Origin of the sequence: Butyricimonas sp. Marseille-P2440, from assembly GCF_900091675.1 — a bacterium.
Taxonomy (GTDB): Bacteria; Bacteroidota; Bacteroidia; order Bacteroidales; family Marinifilaceae; genus Butyricimonas; species Butyricimonas synergistica.
This window is the reverse complement of sequence record NZ_LT594606.1, coordinates 205,880-224,619: the sequence shown is the minus strand read 5'-3', so window position 1 is coordinate 224,619 and position 18,740 is coordinate 205,880. Positions and strand designations below refer to the sequence as shown.

General features: G+C 46.6%; 15 protein-coding genes and 1 pseudogene. 3 read left to right on the top strand and 13 right to left on the bottom strand.

The window, feature by feature from the left end; genetic code table 11:
* Positions 1-23: 23 nt before the first annotated feature.
* From BN8899_RS00940 to BN8899_RS00925, 4 genes are read right to left on the bottom strand one after another with little or no spacing between them, the layout of a single operon-like run.
* Positions 24-1,196: a FecR family protein gene (locus BN8899_RS00940; RefSeq protein WP_065217931.1), complete on the bottom strand. Its 1,173-nt coding sequence runs from the start codon at positions 1,194-1,196 to the stop codon at positions 24-26.
* A gap of 57 nt (positions 1,197-1,253) precedes the next feature.
* The gene (locus BN8899_RS00935) at positions 1,254-1,838 is read right to left on the bottom strand and encodes an RNA polymerase sigma-70 factor (RefSeq protein WP_082986848.1); all 585 of its coding nucleotides are present in this window, start codon (positions 1,836-1,838) and stop codon (positions 1,254-1,256) included.
* Between the two features lie 33 nt (positions 1,839-1,871).
* On the bottom strand, positions 1,872-2,501 hold the full coding sequence (locus BN8899_RS00930) for a DUF6266 family protein (RefSeq protein WP_018338766.1): 630 nt from the start codon (positions 2,499-2,501) through the stop codon (positions 1,872-1,874).
* Positions 2,502-2,513: 12 nt separating this feature from the next.
* Complete coding sequence (locus tag BN8899_RS00925; RefSeq protein ID WP_065217930.1) at positions 2,514-3,155, bottom strand: DUF6266 family protein; 642 nt, start codon at positions 3,153-3,155, stop codon at positions 2,514-2,516.
* Between the two features lie 379 nt (positions 3,156-3,534).
* On the opposite strand from BN8899_RS00925, the gene BN8899_RS21320 reads away from it, so the two are divergent.
* The 3 genes from BN8899_RS21320 (at position 3,535) to BN8899_RS00910 (ending at position 8,142) form a co-directional block, all read left to right on the top strand.
* A complete protein-coding gene (locus BN8899_RS21320) occupies positions 3,535-4,257 on the top strand; it encodes a CPBP family glutamic-type intramembrane protease (protein WP_065217929.1) in 723 nt (240 codons plus the stop codon).
* A 200-nt stretch (positions 4,258-4,457) separates the two neighbouring features.
* The gene (locus tag BN8899_RS00915) at positions 4,458-4,796 is read left to right on the top strand and encodes a peptidase associated/transthyretin-like domain-containing protein (RefSeq protein WP_065217928.1); all 339 of its coding nucleotides are present in this window, start codon (positions 4,458-4,460) and stop codon (positions 4,794-4,796) included.
* Between the two features lie 22 nt (positions 4,797-4,818).
* A complete protein-coding gene (locus tag BN8899_RS00910; RefSeq protein WP_065217927.1) occupies positions 4,819-8,142 on the top strand; it encodes a golvesin C-terminal-like domain-containing protein in 3,324 nt (1,107 codons plus the stop codon).
* Positions 8,143-8,221: 79 nt separating this feature from the next.
* Here BN8899_RS00910 and BN8899_RS00905 read toward each other — a convergent pair whose 3' ends face one another.
* From BN8899_RS00905 to BN8899_RS00870, 9 genes and pseudogenes are all read right to left on the bottom strand, one after another.
* Positions 8,222-9,037: a carboxymuconolactone decarboxylase family protein gene (locus BN8899_RS00905; protein ID WP_082986847.1), complete on the bottom strand. Its 816-nt coding sequence runs from the start codon at positions 9,035-9,037 to the stop codon at positions 8,222-8,224.
* 113 nt (positions 9,038-9,150) lie between these two features.
* Positions 9,151-9,255: pseudogene (locus tag BN8899_RS20575) on the bottom strand (5-amino-6-(5-phosphoribosylamino)uracil reductase); the annotation flags it as partial.
* A 95-nt stretch (positions 9,256-9,350) separates the two neighbouring features.
* A complete protein-coding gene (locus tag BN8899_RS00900) occupies positions 9,351-9,689 on the bottom strand; it encodes a hypothetical protein (RefSeq protein WP_065217926.1) in 339 nt (112 codons plus the stop codon).
* Between the two features lie 5 nt (positions 9,690-9,694).
* Positions 9,695-10,816, bottom strand: coding sequence for an ATP-binding protein (locus BN8899_RS00895; protein ID WP_018338741.1), 1,122 nt, complete (start codon positions 10,814-10,816; stop codon positions 9,695-9,697).
* 120 nt (positions 10,817-10,936) lie between these two features.
* Positions 10,937-12,301: a TolC family protein gene (locus BN8899_RS00890; protein WP_065217925.1), complete on the bottom strand. Its 1,365-nt coding sequence runs from the start codon at positions 12,299-12,301 to the stop codon at positions 10,937-10,939.
* A gap of 39 nt (positions 12,302-12,340) precedes the next feature.
* Positions 12,341-15,394 carry an efflux RND transporter permease subunit gene (locus tag BN8899_RS00885; protein WP_065217924.1) on the bottom strand — a complete coding sequence of 1,018 codons (3,054 nt, stop codon included), beginning with the start codon at positions 15,392-15,394 and terminating at the stop codon, positions 12,341-12,343.
* 21 nt (positions 15,395-15,415) lie between these two features.
* Positions 15,416-16,495: an efflux RND transporter periplasmic adaptor subunit gene (locus BN8899_RS00880; protein ID WP_065217923.1), complete on the bottom strand. Its 1,080-nt coding sequence runs from the start codon at positions 16,493-16,495 to the stop codon at positions 15,416-15,418.
* A 145-nt stretch (positions 16,496-16,640) separates the two neighbouring features.
* Complete coding sequence (locus tag BN8899_RS00875; RefSeq protein WP_018338737.1) at positions 16,641-17,567, bottom strand: magnesium transporter CorA family protein; 927 nt, start codon at positions 17,565-17,567, stop codon at positions 16,641-16,643.
* 149 nt (positions 17,568-17,716) lie between these two features.
* A complete protein-coding gene (locus tag BN8899_RS00870) occupies positions 17,717-18,739 on the bottom strand; it encodes an endonuclease/exonuclease/phosphatase family protein (RefSeq protein ID WP_018338736.1) in 1,023 nt (340 codons plus the stop codon).
* Position 18,740 lies beyond the last annotated feature (1 nt).

Here is an 18,740-nt window from a genome sequence, read left to right as displayed (position 1 = left end):
AATAACTGCCGGTTTTATCTTTATCACGTGCCCACGGTCACGACATTCCCGTTCAACTGGAATCGCACGACAGCCGTTTCCCCGATCAAATGCAACACGTTACCCACCTCCGTGTAACGGGTAATCACACCCGTGAAAGTTTGTTTCTTCACCCGTTCGTCAGTATAAAAAACTTTTATACCATACCAGTTACTCAACCGCGACATAATCTCCTCGATAGGTTCATCCTCGAACACGAACTTACCCTCCTTCCACGCCGTGTACACATAGGGGTCCACCTTCCTCACCTTCACCTCCCGCGTACCCTCGAAACACTCCGCCATATCACTCGGGCTCAACACAACCTCCTTGCCAGAGCCCGCACCCCGTATTCCCACCTTACCGTCGACAAGCACGGTCCGCACCACATCCGCCCCGTAATTATTCACGTTAAACCGCGTACCGTAAACCGTCACTTCCACCCCGTTCGCCACCACCACGAACGGACGTCCCGGATCGTGCTCCACCTCGAAATAAGCCTCCCCACTCAAATACACCTCCCGGCAATCCTCCTTGAATATCTCCGGGTAACGCAACTCCGTCAAGGCATTCAACCACACCCGGGATCCGTCGGACAACACCACCTGATACTCGCCCCCGACCGGCGTCGCCAACGTGTTATACCGCTCCTCGCCCTCGTTCTCACCCTCGCCCAACTCGTAAGCGATGCTCTCTCCCGAACCAACAACACGCAACTGCCCTGCCAGTTGTATATCCACATCCCGATTCGGTTGCAAGGCAATCGTATCCCCGCCCGCGATAGTCAATATCACCTGACGGGTACCCGGGTACACCGGTTCCTCGCTCAAAAGCACCCGCGTATCCTCACGGGCAAACTCGTGCCACGACAAATAAACAGCAATCAAAACAGGGATAAACACCACGGCGGCGTACTTGTACCATCCCATTCTCCGGGCGAAACGCCTTTCTTTCCCCCCGGGCTGTTGCCGCATGAAATTCCGGAACCGTTCCAACTCCACCCGTTTCCGCTCCGGGGTAACATGCGGACCGTTCACCAGATTCCACACCTTCCGCAACTGCCTGAAATACTTTCTGTTGCCCGGCTCCCTCACCCACTCTGCCACACGGCGAACTTCCCCGGGAGAAGCCTTCCCGTCAAGCACTCGCCATATCAGTTTATCCATTTCGTTTGCCATAGTACTTTCCTTTATACCTATATGACAACCCAGAAAAGGATAACCCCTACGCCCGAATCAAAAATTTGTAATAAAAATAACACAAAGTAACCATTCCAAATCCTTCCGCAAACGGGATAAAGCCTTAGTCATTTGTGCTTCAACCGTTTTCACGGAAATATTCAACCTATCCGCAATCTCCTTGTTCGACAACTCCTCCATTTTACTCAAGACGAACACCTCCCGGCAACGCTCCGGCAACCGATCCACCGCCTCGTCAAGCGCCTTTCTCAGATCCTGCTCCAGCAATTCCACCTCCACCTCCGGCCGCTGCACCACCTCCTCGAAATAAAAATCCAGCATCTCCCGGTCGATATAATTACGCACCACCTTTTGATGCTTGATCGCATTCAGGCAACTATTATACACCGACTTATACAAATACGACTTGATCGACAGCCGTACATCCAACCCCATTCTCTCCTCGTAAAGCTTACAAAACGTGCTCTGCACCAAATCGTTTGCCAACTCCGCCTCTCTCACGATACGCCCGGCATAATTCACCAAACCGTCATAATAATTATCAAAAAGATACACGAATGCCCTTTCCTCACCGCTCCGCAAGGACTTCACCAACATATCACTATCCTGAAAATCATCCATCTTACAACATCTTTACAAACCACCACCTCTCGTTCAACTCCTACACACGCCCAACGTCCCCGATGCCTTCTTCCCGTCGGCACTCACGGCAAAGCCATACACCACCAACTTTCCCGCATCCCACTTCTCCGGCAACTTCCACGCCAGTTCCCCGCTTATTCCCCTCGTCCCCAACTCCACCCCCCTACACTTCCGCAAATCGCTCTCGTACACCACCCCGTACAAACGGTCATCCTTGAACATATAAGGCATCAACGGCTGCCGTTCCCAACGAAACACCACCTGCCGCTCCTCCACACGCACCTCCGCCCGTATCGATGGCAACGCCAACTCCCCGGCTGAAAGCGAAAGGGACAACAAATCGCACGTCACGTTCAAATCATCATCCACCTCCACTTTTTTGATATTCTCTCTCAAGAAACCATTCAAACATGCCTTATTCGACGAAGTACAAAACCCCAAGGGCAATACCCCGACAAATCCCCACCTGAGTTTAACTACCACCTTCATCCGCAAACGCTGCTTCAATTGTGCCAAAGACTTCGGGTCCCGCACGATAAAAGTCTTTGCCCGCACCACCTGCTTGTCACCCAATTTATACGCGGTCACGTTTCCCACGGACCCCGACAAATCCCGAAAAATAGTCGAATCGAATATAGCCATAACCGTTCCTTTTTAAGATTTACTAATACAAAAATACCGGCACGGGGAATAACGCCTCTCCGTTTCCGAAGCGAAAAAACAATACAAATGCACCGTTTTCCACGTGCCCTCCGGCAAATTCACGACTCCCGCCCCGTCAGCCCTACAAGCCGTATCCATTTCCAAAACAACGGGACTATACGGTTCATCGTCAAATATCGCTGCCACCAGCAACCGGTCTGTCGCCTGTGCCGTCACCGAACCGGAATTGTCTATCCAGCTAAACAACGCATACGTTTCGTTCCCCTCGACCATTTTCATCTCAAAAGGCAATTGCAAACTCCCTGCCGTCAATTCCAATCTCGAATAATCAATATAGTGGTCTTTCCCGAACACGTTCATATTCGCGTGCAAGAACCAATGGTAACCGGAACGCCGCTCTTCCTCGCGAGCCGCAACATCAAGCACGTCTTTCAACACGCCATCCCGCATGGCACGATACATCGTCTGCGCTCCCGGCAACTTCGCACGTTGCATCGTCTGCCCGTCCGTCCGAGGGTTAGACACCTTCTCCGCCAATTTCCGAATATACGTCTTCTTACCTACCTGGTAAATCACGTAACCATCAAGCTTCCCAGACGCCCCACTCAATAAAGAATCATTTAATGTAGCCATACCTTCTCTGTTTTACTCGTGTAACACCGACCGTTATCCTAAAGAAGTCAGGGTGAAATCTTATCTCCCCCCTGTATCTTTAACAAATATCTGATAGAGCAAATATATAACAAAATTCATTCAAATACAAATAAAATACAATAAATGTTTTATTAAAATAGGCTTTAAATAGGAACAGAATAGGACTTGAATGGGAGCAGGTACCTAGAAAATACCTGTAATATCCCTAAAATATAACTTATTGAGATATGTCTTTTATATTATTTTATACAATAAACCATAATAACAGGAGAACTACTCCCGGTAATAAATATTTTTCTTTCACGATTATTTTCAAATTTATTTCTATATTTGGGAAATCGTATATACTTTATAAGCCATGAATACCATAACAGACATCTTTCAATTTCTGGCAAAGCCGAAATTCGAATCTTTTAAAGATTATCCCGGCAACAATATAAAGAAATTCTTCACTATATTTATGTGGCTGCTCTTGATTGTAATGGGATGCAACATATTATCAATGATATTGCAAACCATTATTGCCAGCAAACCAATCATGCCCAACCCGATAAGCCGATTAACACATCTAACTAACGAATGGAAAGCATGGAACATATTTCATGTCATTCTATTATCCCCCGTTCTTGAAGAATTTAGTTACCGCTATGCACTCTGTTCATTCAACACCACGAAGGTTAAAATTTCATTCAGCCTCATTCTGTCGTTTCACATCTCTTACCTCTTATACGTTTACAAATTTCGGCTGTTTTGTGGAACGGACCTTGGCTTTCATATTCTCTTTTTATACGGGACGCTCTTTTTCATCGCGGCAATACTCTTTCTGATCACGAGTTTATTTAACAAACAGCTCACAAGGCTTGAAAATACATGGAATACCCACCCGACCGTTATTTTTTACCTATCGGCAATTCTTTTCACGATATATCATATCTATAACATGCCAATAACGTTCTTCTTATCCATCTTCGCCGGGGCCTTGATCTTCGGATACACAAGAATCCGGTTGGGCTTCGGTTATGTTATCGCTCTACACGTGTTATGGAACCTGCTAACTTCCCTTCGCCTTTGGATAAGCTAATTTCGCAAAAGTTGTTTCTAGTAGTCAAAATATTAAATAATTATAATTTCTTGTTTTTCCAAAATACACGAAATACATTTTTCCTTAATTTTGTACAATATTAGTCTAAAACCCGAAATGTGCTGTGCTTCACGTGTCATTTTAGTTTTAAAATGTGCATGAGATTACTTTTATTACAAAAACTTTAAACATGAAAAACTATGAAATCACTTGTTTTAAAATCTTTTTTAGCTCTAGTATTTTTTATGGGGAGTGCAATGATAAGTGCCCCAAGTAAAGGCATTTATTATGGTGCTTGTGACGTGTATCCAGAAGGCGTTGAAGTTAGTAAAATAACTCAACCAGATAATGGAAATTTTGAATATGAATTATCAGGCAATCGATTTTCGTTCACGTGTGAATCGTCTGGAGTATACAAAGTAACATTCCAAAAGACAGGTTATGAACCATTTGAACGTACCTTTACTATACAGGAAGATGATCCTGCTCTTATTATTTATGGAGACATCAGGCTTAATGAGATTCCGCTAGATGACTAATTACATTTAATACCAAGGGAAAATGAACAGGGCGTTAGTGTATCAAGTCGCGAAAAGCGAGTTATTGTTGCTGGGACGTAATTGGGCGTTTCGGGTTTACGCTTTACTGCTCGTGGCGGGAATATTCTCGTTCCACGTCGTTTGTCAAAGTACTTACGGTGTTTACAGCTGGAGCATGGTGGCTTTGCCTTCTTCCATCCCTTACGTGAACGCTTTTCTTCTTTGCCTGTTCCAGTCCTTTTTTATACCCTTTGCCGTGCTAGACCTCTGGACGAGGGAGCGGGGTACTGCCACGCTCGACGCGATCCGGGTACACCCGGAAAGCAACCTCGAGTATATCGCCGGGAAGTTTGCCGGCATGGGCTCGGGATTCGCGCTATTGAGCCTCGTGGTGATGGCAGCGGGCATGGCGGTAAACGGCATTGCCAGCAACGCCCCGTTCAGTTTTCCCGTTTACATGTTTTACTGGTTCACCTTGACCCTACCTTCCACGGTATTCATGCTGGCGCTCTCTTTCTTTATCGTTTTCTCGTTAAACAACCGCTGGCTGTCGCTATTGTCATTGATGATTCTCTTTTTCTTGACGGCAACCGTGTTGCCGGGAAAGCGCTGGGACGCCTTCAATTTCCTGGCGACACACCAGTCTAACCTGTTCTCTCCCGTGATGGGACACGTGGATTTGAAGGCTTACCTGTTGCACCGGGCGTGTTTCCTGTTTGGCGGTGCCGGGTTATTCATGCTGGCAGTTTGTTTCTCGCGACGTTTATTCAACCGGTTGTCAAGTCCTCGTTTCTTGTCACGGCTCGGGGGCATCTTGTTGTTGGTCGGGTTTTGTTTCGGGTGGGCGCGGGACAAATCTTTCCGGGAAGAACAGCGGGCAAGGGAGAGATACCGGGCGGTTTACCTCGAGCACGAGAGGGAACACACGCCCCGGGTGAAGGAACACGAAATCGTTTTCTCCAACTCCGGGGACGAGCTAAACCTTTCCAGCCGACTGGTGGTGTGGAACCCGACGGGAAAGAATTTATCACGGGTGGTGCTGTACCTGAATCCCTTTTTGAAGGTAAACCGGGTGGAATCCGGAAATAAGGCAGTGACCTTCAAACGTGAGGAACAAGCCCTGGTCGTGGATATTCCCCTGCCGGAGGGGGACAGCGTGGTGCTCGAGATGGATTACTCGGGGAAGATAGACGAGCGGGTTTGTTACCTGGATATCCCCGACAAGGAGTATTACAACACGAGCCGTTTTAACGCCGCGTTCCACTGGGGACGCCGTTACGCTTACACGGGGAAGGAGTTCACCTTGTTGTTGCCGGAATGTATCTGGTACCCGGTAACCGTCCCTCCCGTGGCTTTATCGAAACCGGTACCGGGAGTGAATTTCACCCGCTTTCACTTGCGGGTGAAAGACGCGGGCGATCGCGCCGTACTCTCGCAAGGCGTTTCAAGACGGGAAGGCGGCGACTGGTGTTTCGACACGAGAACTCCGCTGGAGGGTATCAGCTTGTGCACGGGGTATTACGCACGGAAGAGCGCACGGGTGAAGGATTTTAACGTGAGTATAGACCCGTATAATAGAGGAAAAAAGAAACACGTGTCAAATCCTTTCACGATAGAGGTGTATCACTTCAAGGGGCATGACTTCTTCTCGGGAGCCTTCACCAGGTTGCGCCATGACGAGATCGAGTACTTGATAGAGGAAGAGATCGGGGACAGGGGTGACTTCGAATACCCGTCTGGCAAGTTAAGATTGATAGAAACCCCCCTGGCTTTCACCTCCTATTTCCGGGCGGTCAAGGGAAAGAGCGAGCTATCGCAACCGGGGATGGTGTTCTACCCGGAGCTCGGGGCTAGCCTGGCATGGTTGTACGATTTTCGATACAGCGTAAACCGGTTTGCGGCCACGAGAAGACCTGAACAGATATCGGTGAAAAGGTTCGAGGGTAATACAGTACAAATCGCGGTGGGTAATTTGCTGGATCTAGATATTTATTGCCGGGATAACGACACGTTCGTTAACGACTTGTTCTGTTCCTCCATCCCCTCGTCCCGGGGCAACGAGGTGTCTTGTTATCCCTTGATGAAGGTCCCGGCAGGGAGGGTGATTTCCACGGATTACCCCGTGCTAGACCTCGCGTTGAAACGAACCATGCAGCAAATTCTCAGACGAAAGGGGGGAATGAATTTCAACATCCCGAACGGGGTGCGAGATTACTTAAAAGACAAGAGCCTGGAAGATGCGTTAAACGAACCGGGCATGGATCCCCATTTATTGAACTCCATCATCGAGCAGAAAGGCGTGGTACTGGGAAATTACGTCTGCTGGCACGGGATGAAGTTCGATGACTTTTATCGTTACTTGAGGGATTATTACCGGGAACGTCCCCGGGAGATTCCACTGGAAGAACTGGTGGCGGATATCAAATCGGATCTCGGGGTGGATCTGATGCCGTTTTTACCGGGATGGTACACGTCCCGGGAGTTACCCTGTTTCTTGATAAAAGACATCAAGTACGAGGTGGTGAGAGAACCTTTCCCCCGCCGGACCAAAACCTCGTTAAAGGTGTATAACCCGTCCGGGCAGGGAGGATTTTTGTTACTGGCTGACATTTATTTTACTGATATTTTTTACATCCAGCCCGGGGAATGTAAAGAGATCAGCGTGCTGGGAAATGGCGCTGACGTGTATTTCGGCCTGTCCCAGAATAAACCGGGGGGATACACCCCCCCCTCTTACTCTTCAACGTTGCAACCGCCATCTTTACACACTTCCGACACGACGGTGGGGGTTCATGATATTTCCCCGGGAGAGTTTCTCGCCTCCCCCGGGGAGATTATCGTGGACAACGAGGATCCCGGGTTCCACCTGGAAGGAAATTCCACCGGTTGGCTGCAACGGATCCTCGGCAGGGAAGAGGTTATCCCGGAAGACAATTTTGTCCAACGACGCGAGGGATGGACAAAATGGATCTCTCCACATTTACACGGGGACGTGGTGCGAAGCGCGTATTACAGGCAACGCGGGCGAGGGAAGTTCAAGGCGGTCTGGGAAGCGGAATTGCCGGAAGCCGGGACGCGCGAGGTGCAGGTTTACGTGATACAACACTGGGAGGAGCGTACGGACATAGACACTCATGCGGAAGGGACGTGCTACCATTACACGATAGAAGACAGCGAGGGCAAGAGCGAAGAAATCAAGATTGACATCTCCAGGGAACACCGGGGATGGTTCTCGATAGGGAAATTCAATTTCCCGCAAGGCAAAGCGAGAGTGATCCTAGACGACCGGGGAAACAGCCCGAAACACTTTATCGTGGCCGATGCCGTGAAATGGGTTAAAAAATAAGGTTTCCCCTACTAAAGTAAACCCTAAAGTTTGGACAATAAACTTTAGGGTTCACTTTACTTTGTTCATAAGTTCAAAATTATTGTAACTTGTCGTACTCTTCGTCGGTCACAGGTTCAAGCCAAACATTCGATGCTTTTTCTCCGAGTACATCAAATGCAAGGTGTGCGAACCAGCTGTCAGCAGCTGCGCCGTGCCAGTGTTTCACATTCGCAGGAATGTGGATAACCGTGCCGGGCAGAATTTCAACCGCTGGTTTCCCCTCTTCCTGATACCACCCACGCCCGGCTACACCGATAAGCATCTGTCCACCACCCTTCGTTGCCTTATGAATGTGCCAGTTGTTACGGCAGCGAGGTTCGAATGTAACATTGGCTATGGAAACTTGTTCTGATGAGATACGGGCAAGGTAACTGTTCCCGATGAAATATTTGGCATAAGCCGTGTTGGGGTCACCGATGGGGAAAATCATTTCCCGTTGGAAGGCTGCTTTCGCATCATCACCGGTTACCTCTTCCGCCCAGACTTCTTTAGCGACACGAAATCCTGCCCATGCATTAGGCCATCCGGCATAGAAAGCTGCCTGTGTCAGCAATGCCGCAATCTCTTTTCGGGTAATGCCATGTTTTTTGCCCATTTCCAAATGAGAACGAAACGAGATGTCTATCAATCCTTTGCCGAGCAAGATAGAAATCGTGACCATACTGCGGTCGTGGAGATTCAGTGTCGAATCGTTCCAGACGGCATCACCAAATAAAACAAGATCATTCAATTCCGCAAATTTGGGTGCGAATTCGCCAAGCTGGTTGCGTCCGGCTGTCTGTACTATCTTTTCCTGTGCCATAACATTGAGTGTTAGAATACTGAATAATGAAATTAAAATAATTCTGTTCATAATACTTTATTAAATGAAGTTTTCAAAGAATGTTTTCATTATCATACACTTTACTTTTTCACCTTGTAACGCAACCAGACAATACCCGTGTCCCATTGTTCCACGCTTTCCAATTTCAGTTTATAGGAATACTCGTCGGTACTGAGTTGCCCTACCATTGGGCAGTCGATTCGCCCATCAACGGACGTCATCATGTGGGTAATAATGTATGGTTTCATATTCTTCATTTTTATAAGATGAAGGCAAAGATAAAATGTTTTTACCTTTCGGACGATAGACAGATTACTGATAGAACTACCTTATTTACAGATTTTCAATTTCCGACCTGCCGTTGCGGTTCAGCTGTGTAGCAGTCGTCCATGACAGGTATGACAGTATCAAACAAACAGTCGCGCACTCCTGACTTTTCCTCTTTCAAATTTTTCCATCCCTCCACACCTCGCCCGATATATAAAACCAAGATTAGGATAATTGAGATTGCCACAGACCAATACAATGTCATTCGCCGACTCTTTCGATCTGCCGCCAACTCATCCAACAATCGCATGTGTTCCTCATCCTCCATCCACTTTTCTACAAGCGCATCTTCCAACTCCTCCCTGTGAGTTAATATCTGTCTGGCAAATTCTATATCTTCATCTGTATATTCCATAACAATTAGATTAAAAAATCCTCAAAATTATCCCGATGAATCACTTCAAAATCACTCCCGGCATAAGTATCCAAAAACAATCGGGGCAATTTTACTTTTGTTCCCGGATTCCATTTAAATTCATATCCCATAATCTGCCCATCCCGTTCTTCAATCAAATCGATTTCCGTCTTCTCTTTCGTTCTCCAAAACCAACTATTGTTCCACTGTTTCGTGTAATGTAAAAACTTTTTTCTCTCGGAAATCAAGAAATTCTCCCACAGGGCACCGACATCTGTCCGGTTCTCCACCTGGCTGAAATTAGCCACGAGGGCATTTCGTATTCCGTTATCATAAAAATATATCTTCTTACTTGACTTTAATTCATTTCTCAGATTCCGGCTAAAAGAATTTAACCGAAAGATTACATAAGATTGCTCCAGTAAAATCACATATTTCTCGACCGTTTTGGAATCCAACCCACATAATTGAGCCAATTCATTATAAGAAACTTGCGATCCGATTTGAAAAGCTAACGCTTGTAATAACTTCACCAGACTATCGGGTTTACTAATCTGGTCTAAAGCTAGAATGTCCTTGTATAAATAACTATCTGATAACAACCGCAATATCTCTTGTTCCTCCCCGGGATGCATTACCACTTCCGGATAATAACCATACACCAGACGATGAGGAATCATACGCTTTTCTTCCAACAAACCATGCTCATCCACCATTTCACCGAAAGATAACGGATACATTTTGTATTCCCATTTCCGTCCAGTTAAAGGTTCGTTCATCTTATTTGCCAAATCAAACGAAGAACTTCCCGTGGCGACCAACTGTACATCCGGTATTTGATCGGTTACTAACTTCACTCGCAAGCCTATATCCGCGATACGTTGGGCTTCATCAATAACGATCACTTTTTTGTTTCCGAATATGGCTTTCAAACGGGTTGCCGAAACATTATCGAACAATCGTTGAACATCCAATTCATCCCCGTTCAACCACAAAACATCATCCCGTCCGGTAAAAAGCATCTTCAATAAGGTAGTTTTCCCAACTTGGCGCGGTCCCATCAACAAAATTGCTTTACCGTCATACAATTTTTCACTAATAATATTTTCTAATCTTCGCTTAATCATGACCATTTCATTTTCAATGTATTCCTCAAAAATACAGCTTTTTTGGAATCAATTCCAAAAATTCTTCAACTTTTTCGGAATCAATTCCAAAAATTCTTCAACTTTTTCGGAATACGACGCTTATTCCTCCACGTATTCTACGATCATAGAATCACGTATCTCCCCGCTCAGCAGCAATAAAGACAATTCTGATACCTTTGCCTGGTATATAGCCGATAATTTCCGGTCGACCGCATCGATATAACTACGTTGAAATTCTCGAAATTCAATCCCGGACAGAGAACCGATCTTGTATTTTACCAAAGCTGCATCCAGATTGGCGGCAGCGACATCGGCACTTTCGTTCTCGAAATTCACCATCAACAGGTTATTCTCGTAAGTATTATACAATAACGCCAAATCACCGAGGGTCTCTTTCTCCGCCTCCAGATAAGAAAGTTCGGTATTCTCCAACTCTATTTTTGCATTTTTGATCTTCGTGCGATTCTGCAAACGGCTAAATATGGGAACATTTAACGAAAATCCCCAATAAAAACCGTTCGTTCGGTTCAAAGTAATATTGGAGGACGGGGCTTCCGTTTTATTATAATTATACCCGGAATTAAAATCCAATGTCGGGAACAACACGGCACGAGAATTTTTCAAATCCAAGGCAGATATTCTCTGGTCTTTTTTCGCCATTAATAACATCGTGTTACCCTGCAAAGTCTTTTGCTCCAGTACACCCAATGACAAAAGAGGTCCCAGCAATATCGTGTCCCGCACGTACTCCACCGATTGCAAATCAGTATTCATCAACTTGTTCAACGAGATATAGGCACTTTTCAACGCCTCTCTCTGTTTCATGTAAGTTGAACTATCGGCATTCAAATCGATTTTTGCTTGTTGAGCCTCCAAACCGGAACGATTACCGATCTCGTAACGCGCCTGCGCCTCCTCGTAGCGTTCGGTAGATACCTCCAATGAATGTAAAGTTGCCTGCAACTTATGATGTTGTACCAACACGTTATAGTAAGCAGCACTCACGTTCACGATCAAATTCTCGACCGCTTGTTGCACAGCGAGTTCTCCCATTGCCAACAATTCCTTTTGTTTCTCGTGCGTGGTAAACATTTCCAAACCGTCGAACAATCGCCAATTCAATGCTACCCCGGCGGAATAATTATCCGTCTTCACGTCGGACATTTTATTCACGACACCCGTATTATCCTCTGTCTTCGAGTCATTCCGAGTTTGATTTTGCTTTGCCGTTGCATCCAGTGTAGGCAGAAAAGTAGAATAATTCAAATCATTCTTCGCCATACGCACCTCGTTCCGAATAATTTTGATGGAATAATTCGATTCCAACGCTTGCGCTATACATTCCGGCAAAGTCTTTCGCTCTTGGGCGGAACAATTGAAAATTGAAAATTGAAAATTGAAAATGAGCAATAAAAGTGCTAATCTCATCATCATTTTTTTATATCGTAATCCTTGCTTTACCATATTCACTCGTTTTATTTCTTTCCAAAACTCATTGATATATTAATTTTCAATTTCTTCTTCTATTATCCGGACTTTCTTTGCAGACAAGTACGTGTAAATAGCGGGAATCACGAAAAGCGTTAATAACGTGGAACATACCATACCACCTACAACCGCAATACCCATGGCTATACGGCTTTCCGCCCCGGCACCCGTAGCCATTGCCATCGGCAATATACCCAGCACGGTCGACAAACTCGTCATCAGAATCGGGCGCAAACGAGCCACTGCCGAATCCTCGATAGCTTCCCGCATGGACAAGCCTGCCGCTTTACGCTGGTTGGCAAATTCCACGATCAGAATACCATTTTTGGATACTAACCCGACCAACATGATAATACCGATCTGACTGAAAATATTCATTGTCTGCCCGAAATACCACAGGGCAACCATCGCCCCGATCAATGCCAAAGGCACCGTGAACATGATAATCAACGGGTCGCGGAAACTCTCGAACTGTGCCGCCAACACCAGGTAAATAAACACCAGCGCCAGCATGAAGGCAAACATCAAACTGGAAGAACTCTCCACGAAGTCCTTCGACGTTCCGGACAAGGTAGTCTTAAAGTCATCATTCAACACTTGATCCGCAATCCGGTCCATCTCATCCAACCCTTGGGAAAGCGTCACGCCCTTTGCCAACCCCGCTGACACGGTTGCCGACACGAAACGGTCATAACGGTACAACTGCGGAGGCGTAGAACTCTCGCTGATCGATATCAAGTTATCCAGATGTACTAACTCCTTATCGGCATTTCTCACGTATATACCTTGCAGGTCACTCGGTTTATTCCGATCCTTACGTTCCAACTGGCTCAATATCTGGTACTGTTTCCCGTCCATGATATAGTATCCCACGCGTTGCTCGCTCATCGTCAATTGTAAGGTCTGTGCTATATCCTGCACGGAAACCCCCATTGCCGCCGCCTTATCCCGGTCTATATTCACGGTCAACTCCGGCTTCGTGAACTTCAGGTTCAAATCGGAAGCCGAGAACAACGGGCTTTTGTTCACCTCATCCATGAACACGGGCAACATCTCTTTCAAATCTTCCAGATTCTTTGCTTGTATTACATACTCGACGGGCAGACCGCCACGGCGTCCGCCGAAGGTCTGTTGTTGAGAAACCAAAGTACGTGCACCGGTAAACTGCCTTACTCTCAGGGCTAGTTCATCCGCAATCTCTTGTTGTGTACGATCCCGGTCGTCCGCATCCACCAACCACAATTGCAAGCTCGCCCGATTGGTCTGTCCACCCCCGATAAACTCGATCACTTTCTCCTGCTCCGGGACAAAATCCTCCACGAAAGTCGAAATCTCATCCGCGTATCGGCTCATGTACTCGAAAGTAGCCCCTTCCGGTGCCACGGAATTTAAACGGATGTTGGAACGGTCTTCCAAAGGCGCCATCTCCGACGGGATCAACAACCAAAGGCAATAAATCCCACCCCCGGAAGCAACGAGTATGATAATAGACACGTAACGTATTTTCAAAAACCGCTGTAACCACCGCCTGTACAGGTTCGTCATTCCCTCGAAGAAAGGTTCGGTTTTCCTGTAAAACCAATTATTCGCGGCATCCCGGGTCAATAGCTTCGTGGAAATCATAGGCGTAAACGTCAATGCCACAAACGAAGACACGCAGACTGCCCCGGCAATTACCATACTGAACTCCCGGAACAAGCGCCCGGTAGTACCTTCCAGGAACACGATCGGGAAGAACACCGCCACCAGCACCACGGTAGTAGCGATAACGGCAAAGAATATCTCGTTCGCTCCTTTAAACCCTGCCTGCAAGGGACTCATCCCTTGTTCGATCTTGGTAAATATATTCTCCATCACCACGATCGCATCGTCCACCACCAGACCGATGGACAACACCACCGCGAGCAATGTCAGAATATTGATCGTGAAACCGGCTATATACATGATAAAGAAAGACGCCACCAAGGAAATCGGGATTGCCAGCACGGGAATCAACGTCGTGCGCCAACTTCTCAGAAACAGGAATATGATCAGCACCACCATGATGAATGCCTCGAAAATCGTATCCTGCACCTCGTTGATAGAACTACGGATAAACACCGTGTTATCAAAAGCGATCGCCGCATCGATATCATCCGGCAAATCCTTCTCCAAATCCTCCATCACCACGTATGCCCTGTCGGCAATATCAATATAGTTCGCTCCCGGCTGCGGGATCAAGGCACACATCACCATCGGCACGCCATTCCGTTTGGCAATCGTCCGTGTATTCTCGGCATCGACCTCTGCCGTTCCGATATCGCTGAATCGGATGATTTGTTGCCCGTTTCGGGCGATCACCAGATTATTGAAATCCTCTATCGACATCAAACGCCCCAGCGTACGAATGGTCAATTCTGTGTTATCCCCCTCGATACGCCCGGAAGGCAATTCGATATTCTCTTTCTCCACGGCATTTTGCACGTCCATCGGAGTCAACTTGTAAGCCGCCAACAATGCCGGGTCCATTCGCAAACGCACCGAATAGCGTTTCTCTCCCCAGATTTCCACGCTGCTGACTCCGGGTATCGTCTGCAACCGTTCTTTATAATAACGTTCGGCATAACGGCTCAAGTCAATCAAAGAACGTTGTCCGCTTCGTAATGAAATGGCAAAAATAGGCTGGGCATCCGCGTCAGCCTTGTACACCGTGGGTGGATCTATATCACTAGGCAAACGACGTAAAGTACCGGAAACCTTATCACGCACGTCATTGGCGGCAGTTTCCAAATCCACGTCCAACTCGAATTCTATCGTGATCCGACTCTGCCCGTCACGACTGGTACTACTCAGCGAACGGATTCCCTGGATACCGTTAATCGCCGACTCCAACGGCTCGGTAATCTGCGTTTCGATCACGTCGGCATTCGCCCCCACGAACGACGTGGACACCGAAATCACCGGAGGGTCGACACTCGGATAATCGCGTACTCCCAAATACAACAGCCCGATGGAACCGACAATCACCAGAAGCAGGTTTAACACGGTAGCCAACACGGGACGTTTTATACAAGTCGAAGATAAACTCATCTAATTTTAGATTTTAAATTTTCAATTGTTTAGCTTCACGGGCATTCCTTCTCTCAACTGCATCAAACCACCGGTCAGCACGGTATCCCCAATCTGGATACCAGACGTTATCTCAACAAATTTGTTGTCCCGACTCTCGGTTTGCACTGCCACGCTGGTTGCCTTCCCGTTTTTCATCACCCACAAGCGCTTGCCATCCATCTCGGGCACCACGGCTTCTGTCGGGATTAGAATAAATTTCAATCCTTCCGCCGTACTCCATTGTCCCTTGACAAACATTCCCGCCATCAAATTGTCCGTGTTACGGTAACGGGCACGCAAAGTAGCCGCATGCCGGTCATTTATCTGCGGGTCAATAGCGTAAACTTCCGCGTTAATATCATGCTCCAACCCAGCGACCTCAAAGGTAATCTTTCTGCCGATCAACGGGACTCCCACGGTATATTTCTCGGGTATAACGAATTCAACCTTTAAAAAAGAATTATCCACAATAGTCGATACTTTCGTGCTGGGTTGCAGGTAACTTCCCACACTCACGTAGCGGAATCCCATCCGCCCGTCAAAAGGAGCACGGATTTCAGTACGGTTGATCTTTACTTTCAGAAGCTCAATATCCGCCAAATTCATATTGTATTCCGTTTCCAACTGCTGAAATTCCTCCACACTAACAGACTCCCGTTCCAATAACACCCGCAGACGCTCCAACTTCGCTTCCAACAATTTTTGCTGATACTCCAACCGCTCCAGCTGGGCTTTTAAATCCGAATCATCCACTTTCACCAGCAAGGCGCCTTTTTTCACCGAAGCCCCTTCCTCGAAGGCAATTTCGACCACCTTTCCCGCTGTTTCCGAAACCAGTTCGACTTCTTCGTTGGCGACCAAAGTTCCCGTCACGGGAATACCGTTTGAAGAAGTTGACAAGGAAGCCACGATGCCCGTCACCGGCAATGCTCCTCTTGATGCTGCCCCTTTCGATGCCGTCACCGGGGGAAGATCACCGGAATCGTCTTTTGAAGAAAAATCTAAACGAGGGATTAAGATAACACCCACTACCACAACGGGTATTCCTATCTGTAAAACTCTTTTTAACCCTTTGTTCATATTAAAAATTATTACATACAATTATCCATTGTGTCGTTTGTACACAGGCGTTCACGACACTAAAGTTAAGACATCAAATATCTTCAAAAGTTTATTGTCAAACCGTTAAGAGTTTGTTAAAATAACGGCAATTTTATAATTAACTTTAGAACCAATGCTTCCACTTGAAAAAGGCATACCCGAACAAGGAAAACAAGATAGATATTATAATTACAATCAAAAATCCATAAGGATTCTCCTCTAGGGAATTCGGCACGTTCATCCCGTACAAGCTGGCAATCAACGTCGGCAACATCAATATGATAGAAATGCTTGTCATTCGCTTCATCACGATATTCAAATTATTGGAAATCACGGAAGCATAAGCATCCATAGTCCCGCTCAATATATCGCTGTATATACGAGCGGAATCCTGTGCCTGGCGCAACTCGATCTCCACGTCTTCCACCAAATCCTCATCAAAGAATTGCCGTTGCGTCTTCAACGTCTTCATCTTGATCAACAGATTGTCATTCCCCCGCAAGGAAGTAATGAAGAACACCAAAGACTTTTCAATTTTCAACAATCGTTGCAGTTCCTCGTTACGGATAGATTTTTCCAACTCCACCTCCGCCATGTGCATCTGGGCATTGATCTGTTTCAGGTATTTCAGATACCAAACTGACGAAGACAGGAAAAGGCGAAATACCAGATCCCAATTATTCTCGATTTCCAGATTCTTCCGAATCACGTAATTGATAAAATCCGGCACCATCTCCGTCTGATGGAAACACACGGTCACGAACACATCCCCCTTCACGATAATACCCAGCGGCACCGTGATAAAAGGGATACTGTTATCAATTGATTTAAAAGGAATACGCATAATCATCAAGGTCCATCCCTCTTCCACTTCCAGACGGGAACGCTCGTCCACGTCCTCGATGTCGTCAATAAAAGCTTCCGGAACACCTTTCTCGTCAAGCAAATACCGAATGTCTTCTTGAGTAGGTGAAATAACATTAATCCAGCAATTAGGTTCCCACACTTTTTTCTCCACAAACCCTACTTTACCCCTTAGGAAAGTTCTCATAATAAATCCTCCTTCATTTTATGAATAGAGGTCGTTATCGAGAACCCCTATCCAGATTAATACCGTTGATGATAATCGTCCATATCTTTTTCTATGAATTTTGCACAAAAATAGTCTTTTATTTTCAGGAAAATCTTTTTTGTCGAATTTTATTTTTGCAGATCAATGAACACGGGTAGATGATCGCTATATCCCCCGATATACCTTTGTCCCCGATAGGTCGGTTTCGGTCGTTTGCCATAACTCCCTTTCTCTTCCTCCAACAAAAAATCGGATGCCACGACCTTCATTCGTACCGATGATTGCAGACCACGCGAGCCATCCAATAAGGTTCCGGAAACAATCAGGTGATCCAACGTCTGCCACTCCCCCCGGTAACGATAACTCCCGCAGGGCTTCCCTAACAAATAATATCCCGTATTATAAAGCTGACTGGAAACAATCGCCCGTTTTTCGGCATTTTCCGTATTCAGCACTTGCTGGGCACGAGTATTTGCCTTGCCGTTCAAATCGCCCATGACCACGATCTTCGCTTCGGGATGACACAACCGTATTGAATCGATCTTCGCTTTTACCACGGAAGCCGCCTTTATCCTTTTCCACTCGCTCCGGGCTTCACCCCCTCGCATGGAAGGAAAATGGCAAACAAAAAAATGTAAAGTATCACTTCCACCCAATACCCCCTCGCAATACAGGATATCCCGTGTCCTTTCCCCTTTTTCCAACTCTACCGGAAAGAAACGACTACGCAATTCCTTAAAATCCGCTTTCCGGTACAATAACGCAACATCAATTCCTCTCACGTCCGGCGAATCCGCGTGTACAATCCCGTAATCACCATCCGCCAGCCCGGTCTTCCCGGCTAACTCCGCCAACACGTGCCTGTTCTCAACTTCTGCCAACCCGATAACAGACGGCAACACTGCGCCTCCCGCCTCAATTAAAGCTCTCGAGATATGCAATAATTTCCGACTATACCGTTCCTTTGTCCAATATAGCCTGCCCCGCGGAGTGAAATCCCCGTCCGCTTTTACCGAATCCTTTCGGGTATCGAATAGATTCTCGACATTATAGAACACGACCCGAAAACAGACACGTCCCTGTCCCCCGGCTATTCCACAAATAAGACAGGACACGATAATAAACGCCCCAGCGAAACTTCTCGAAAGCATA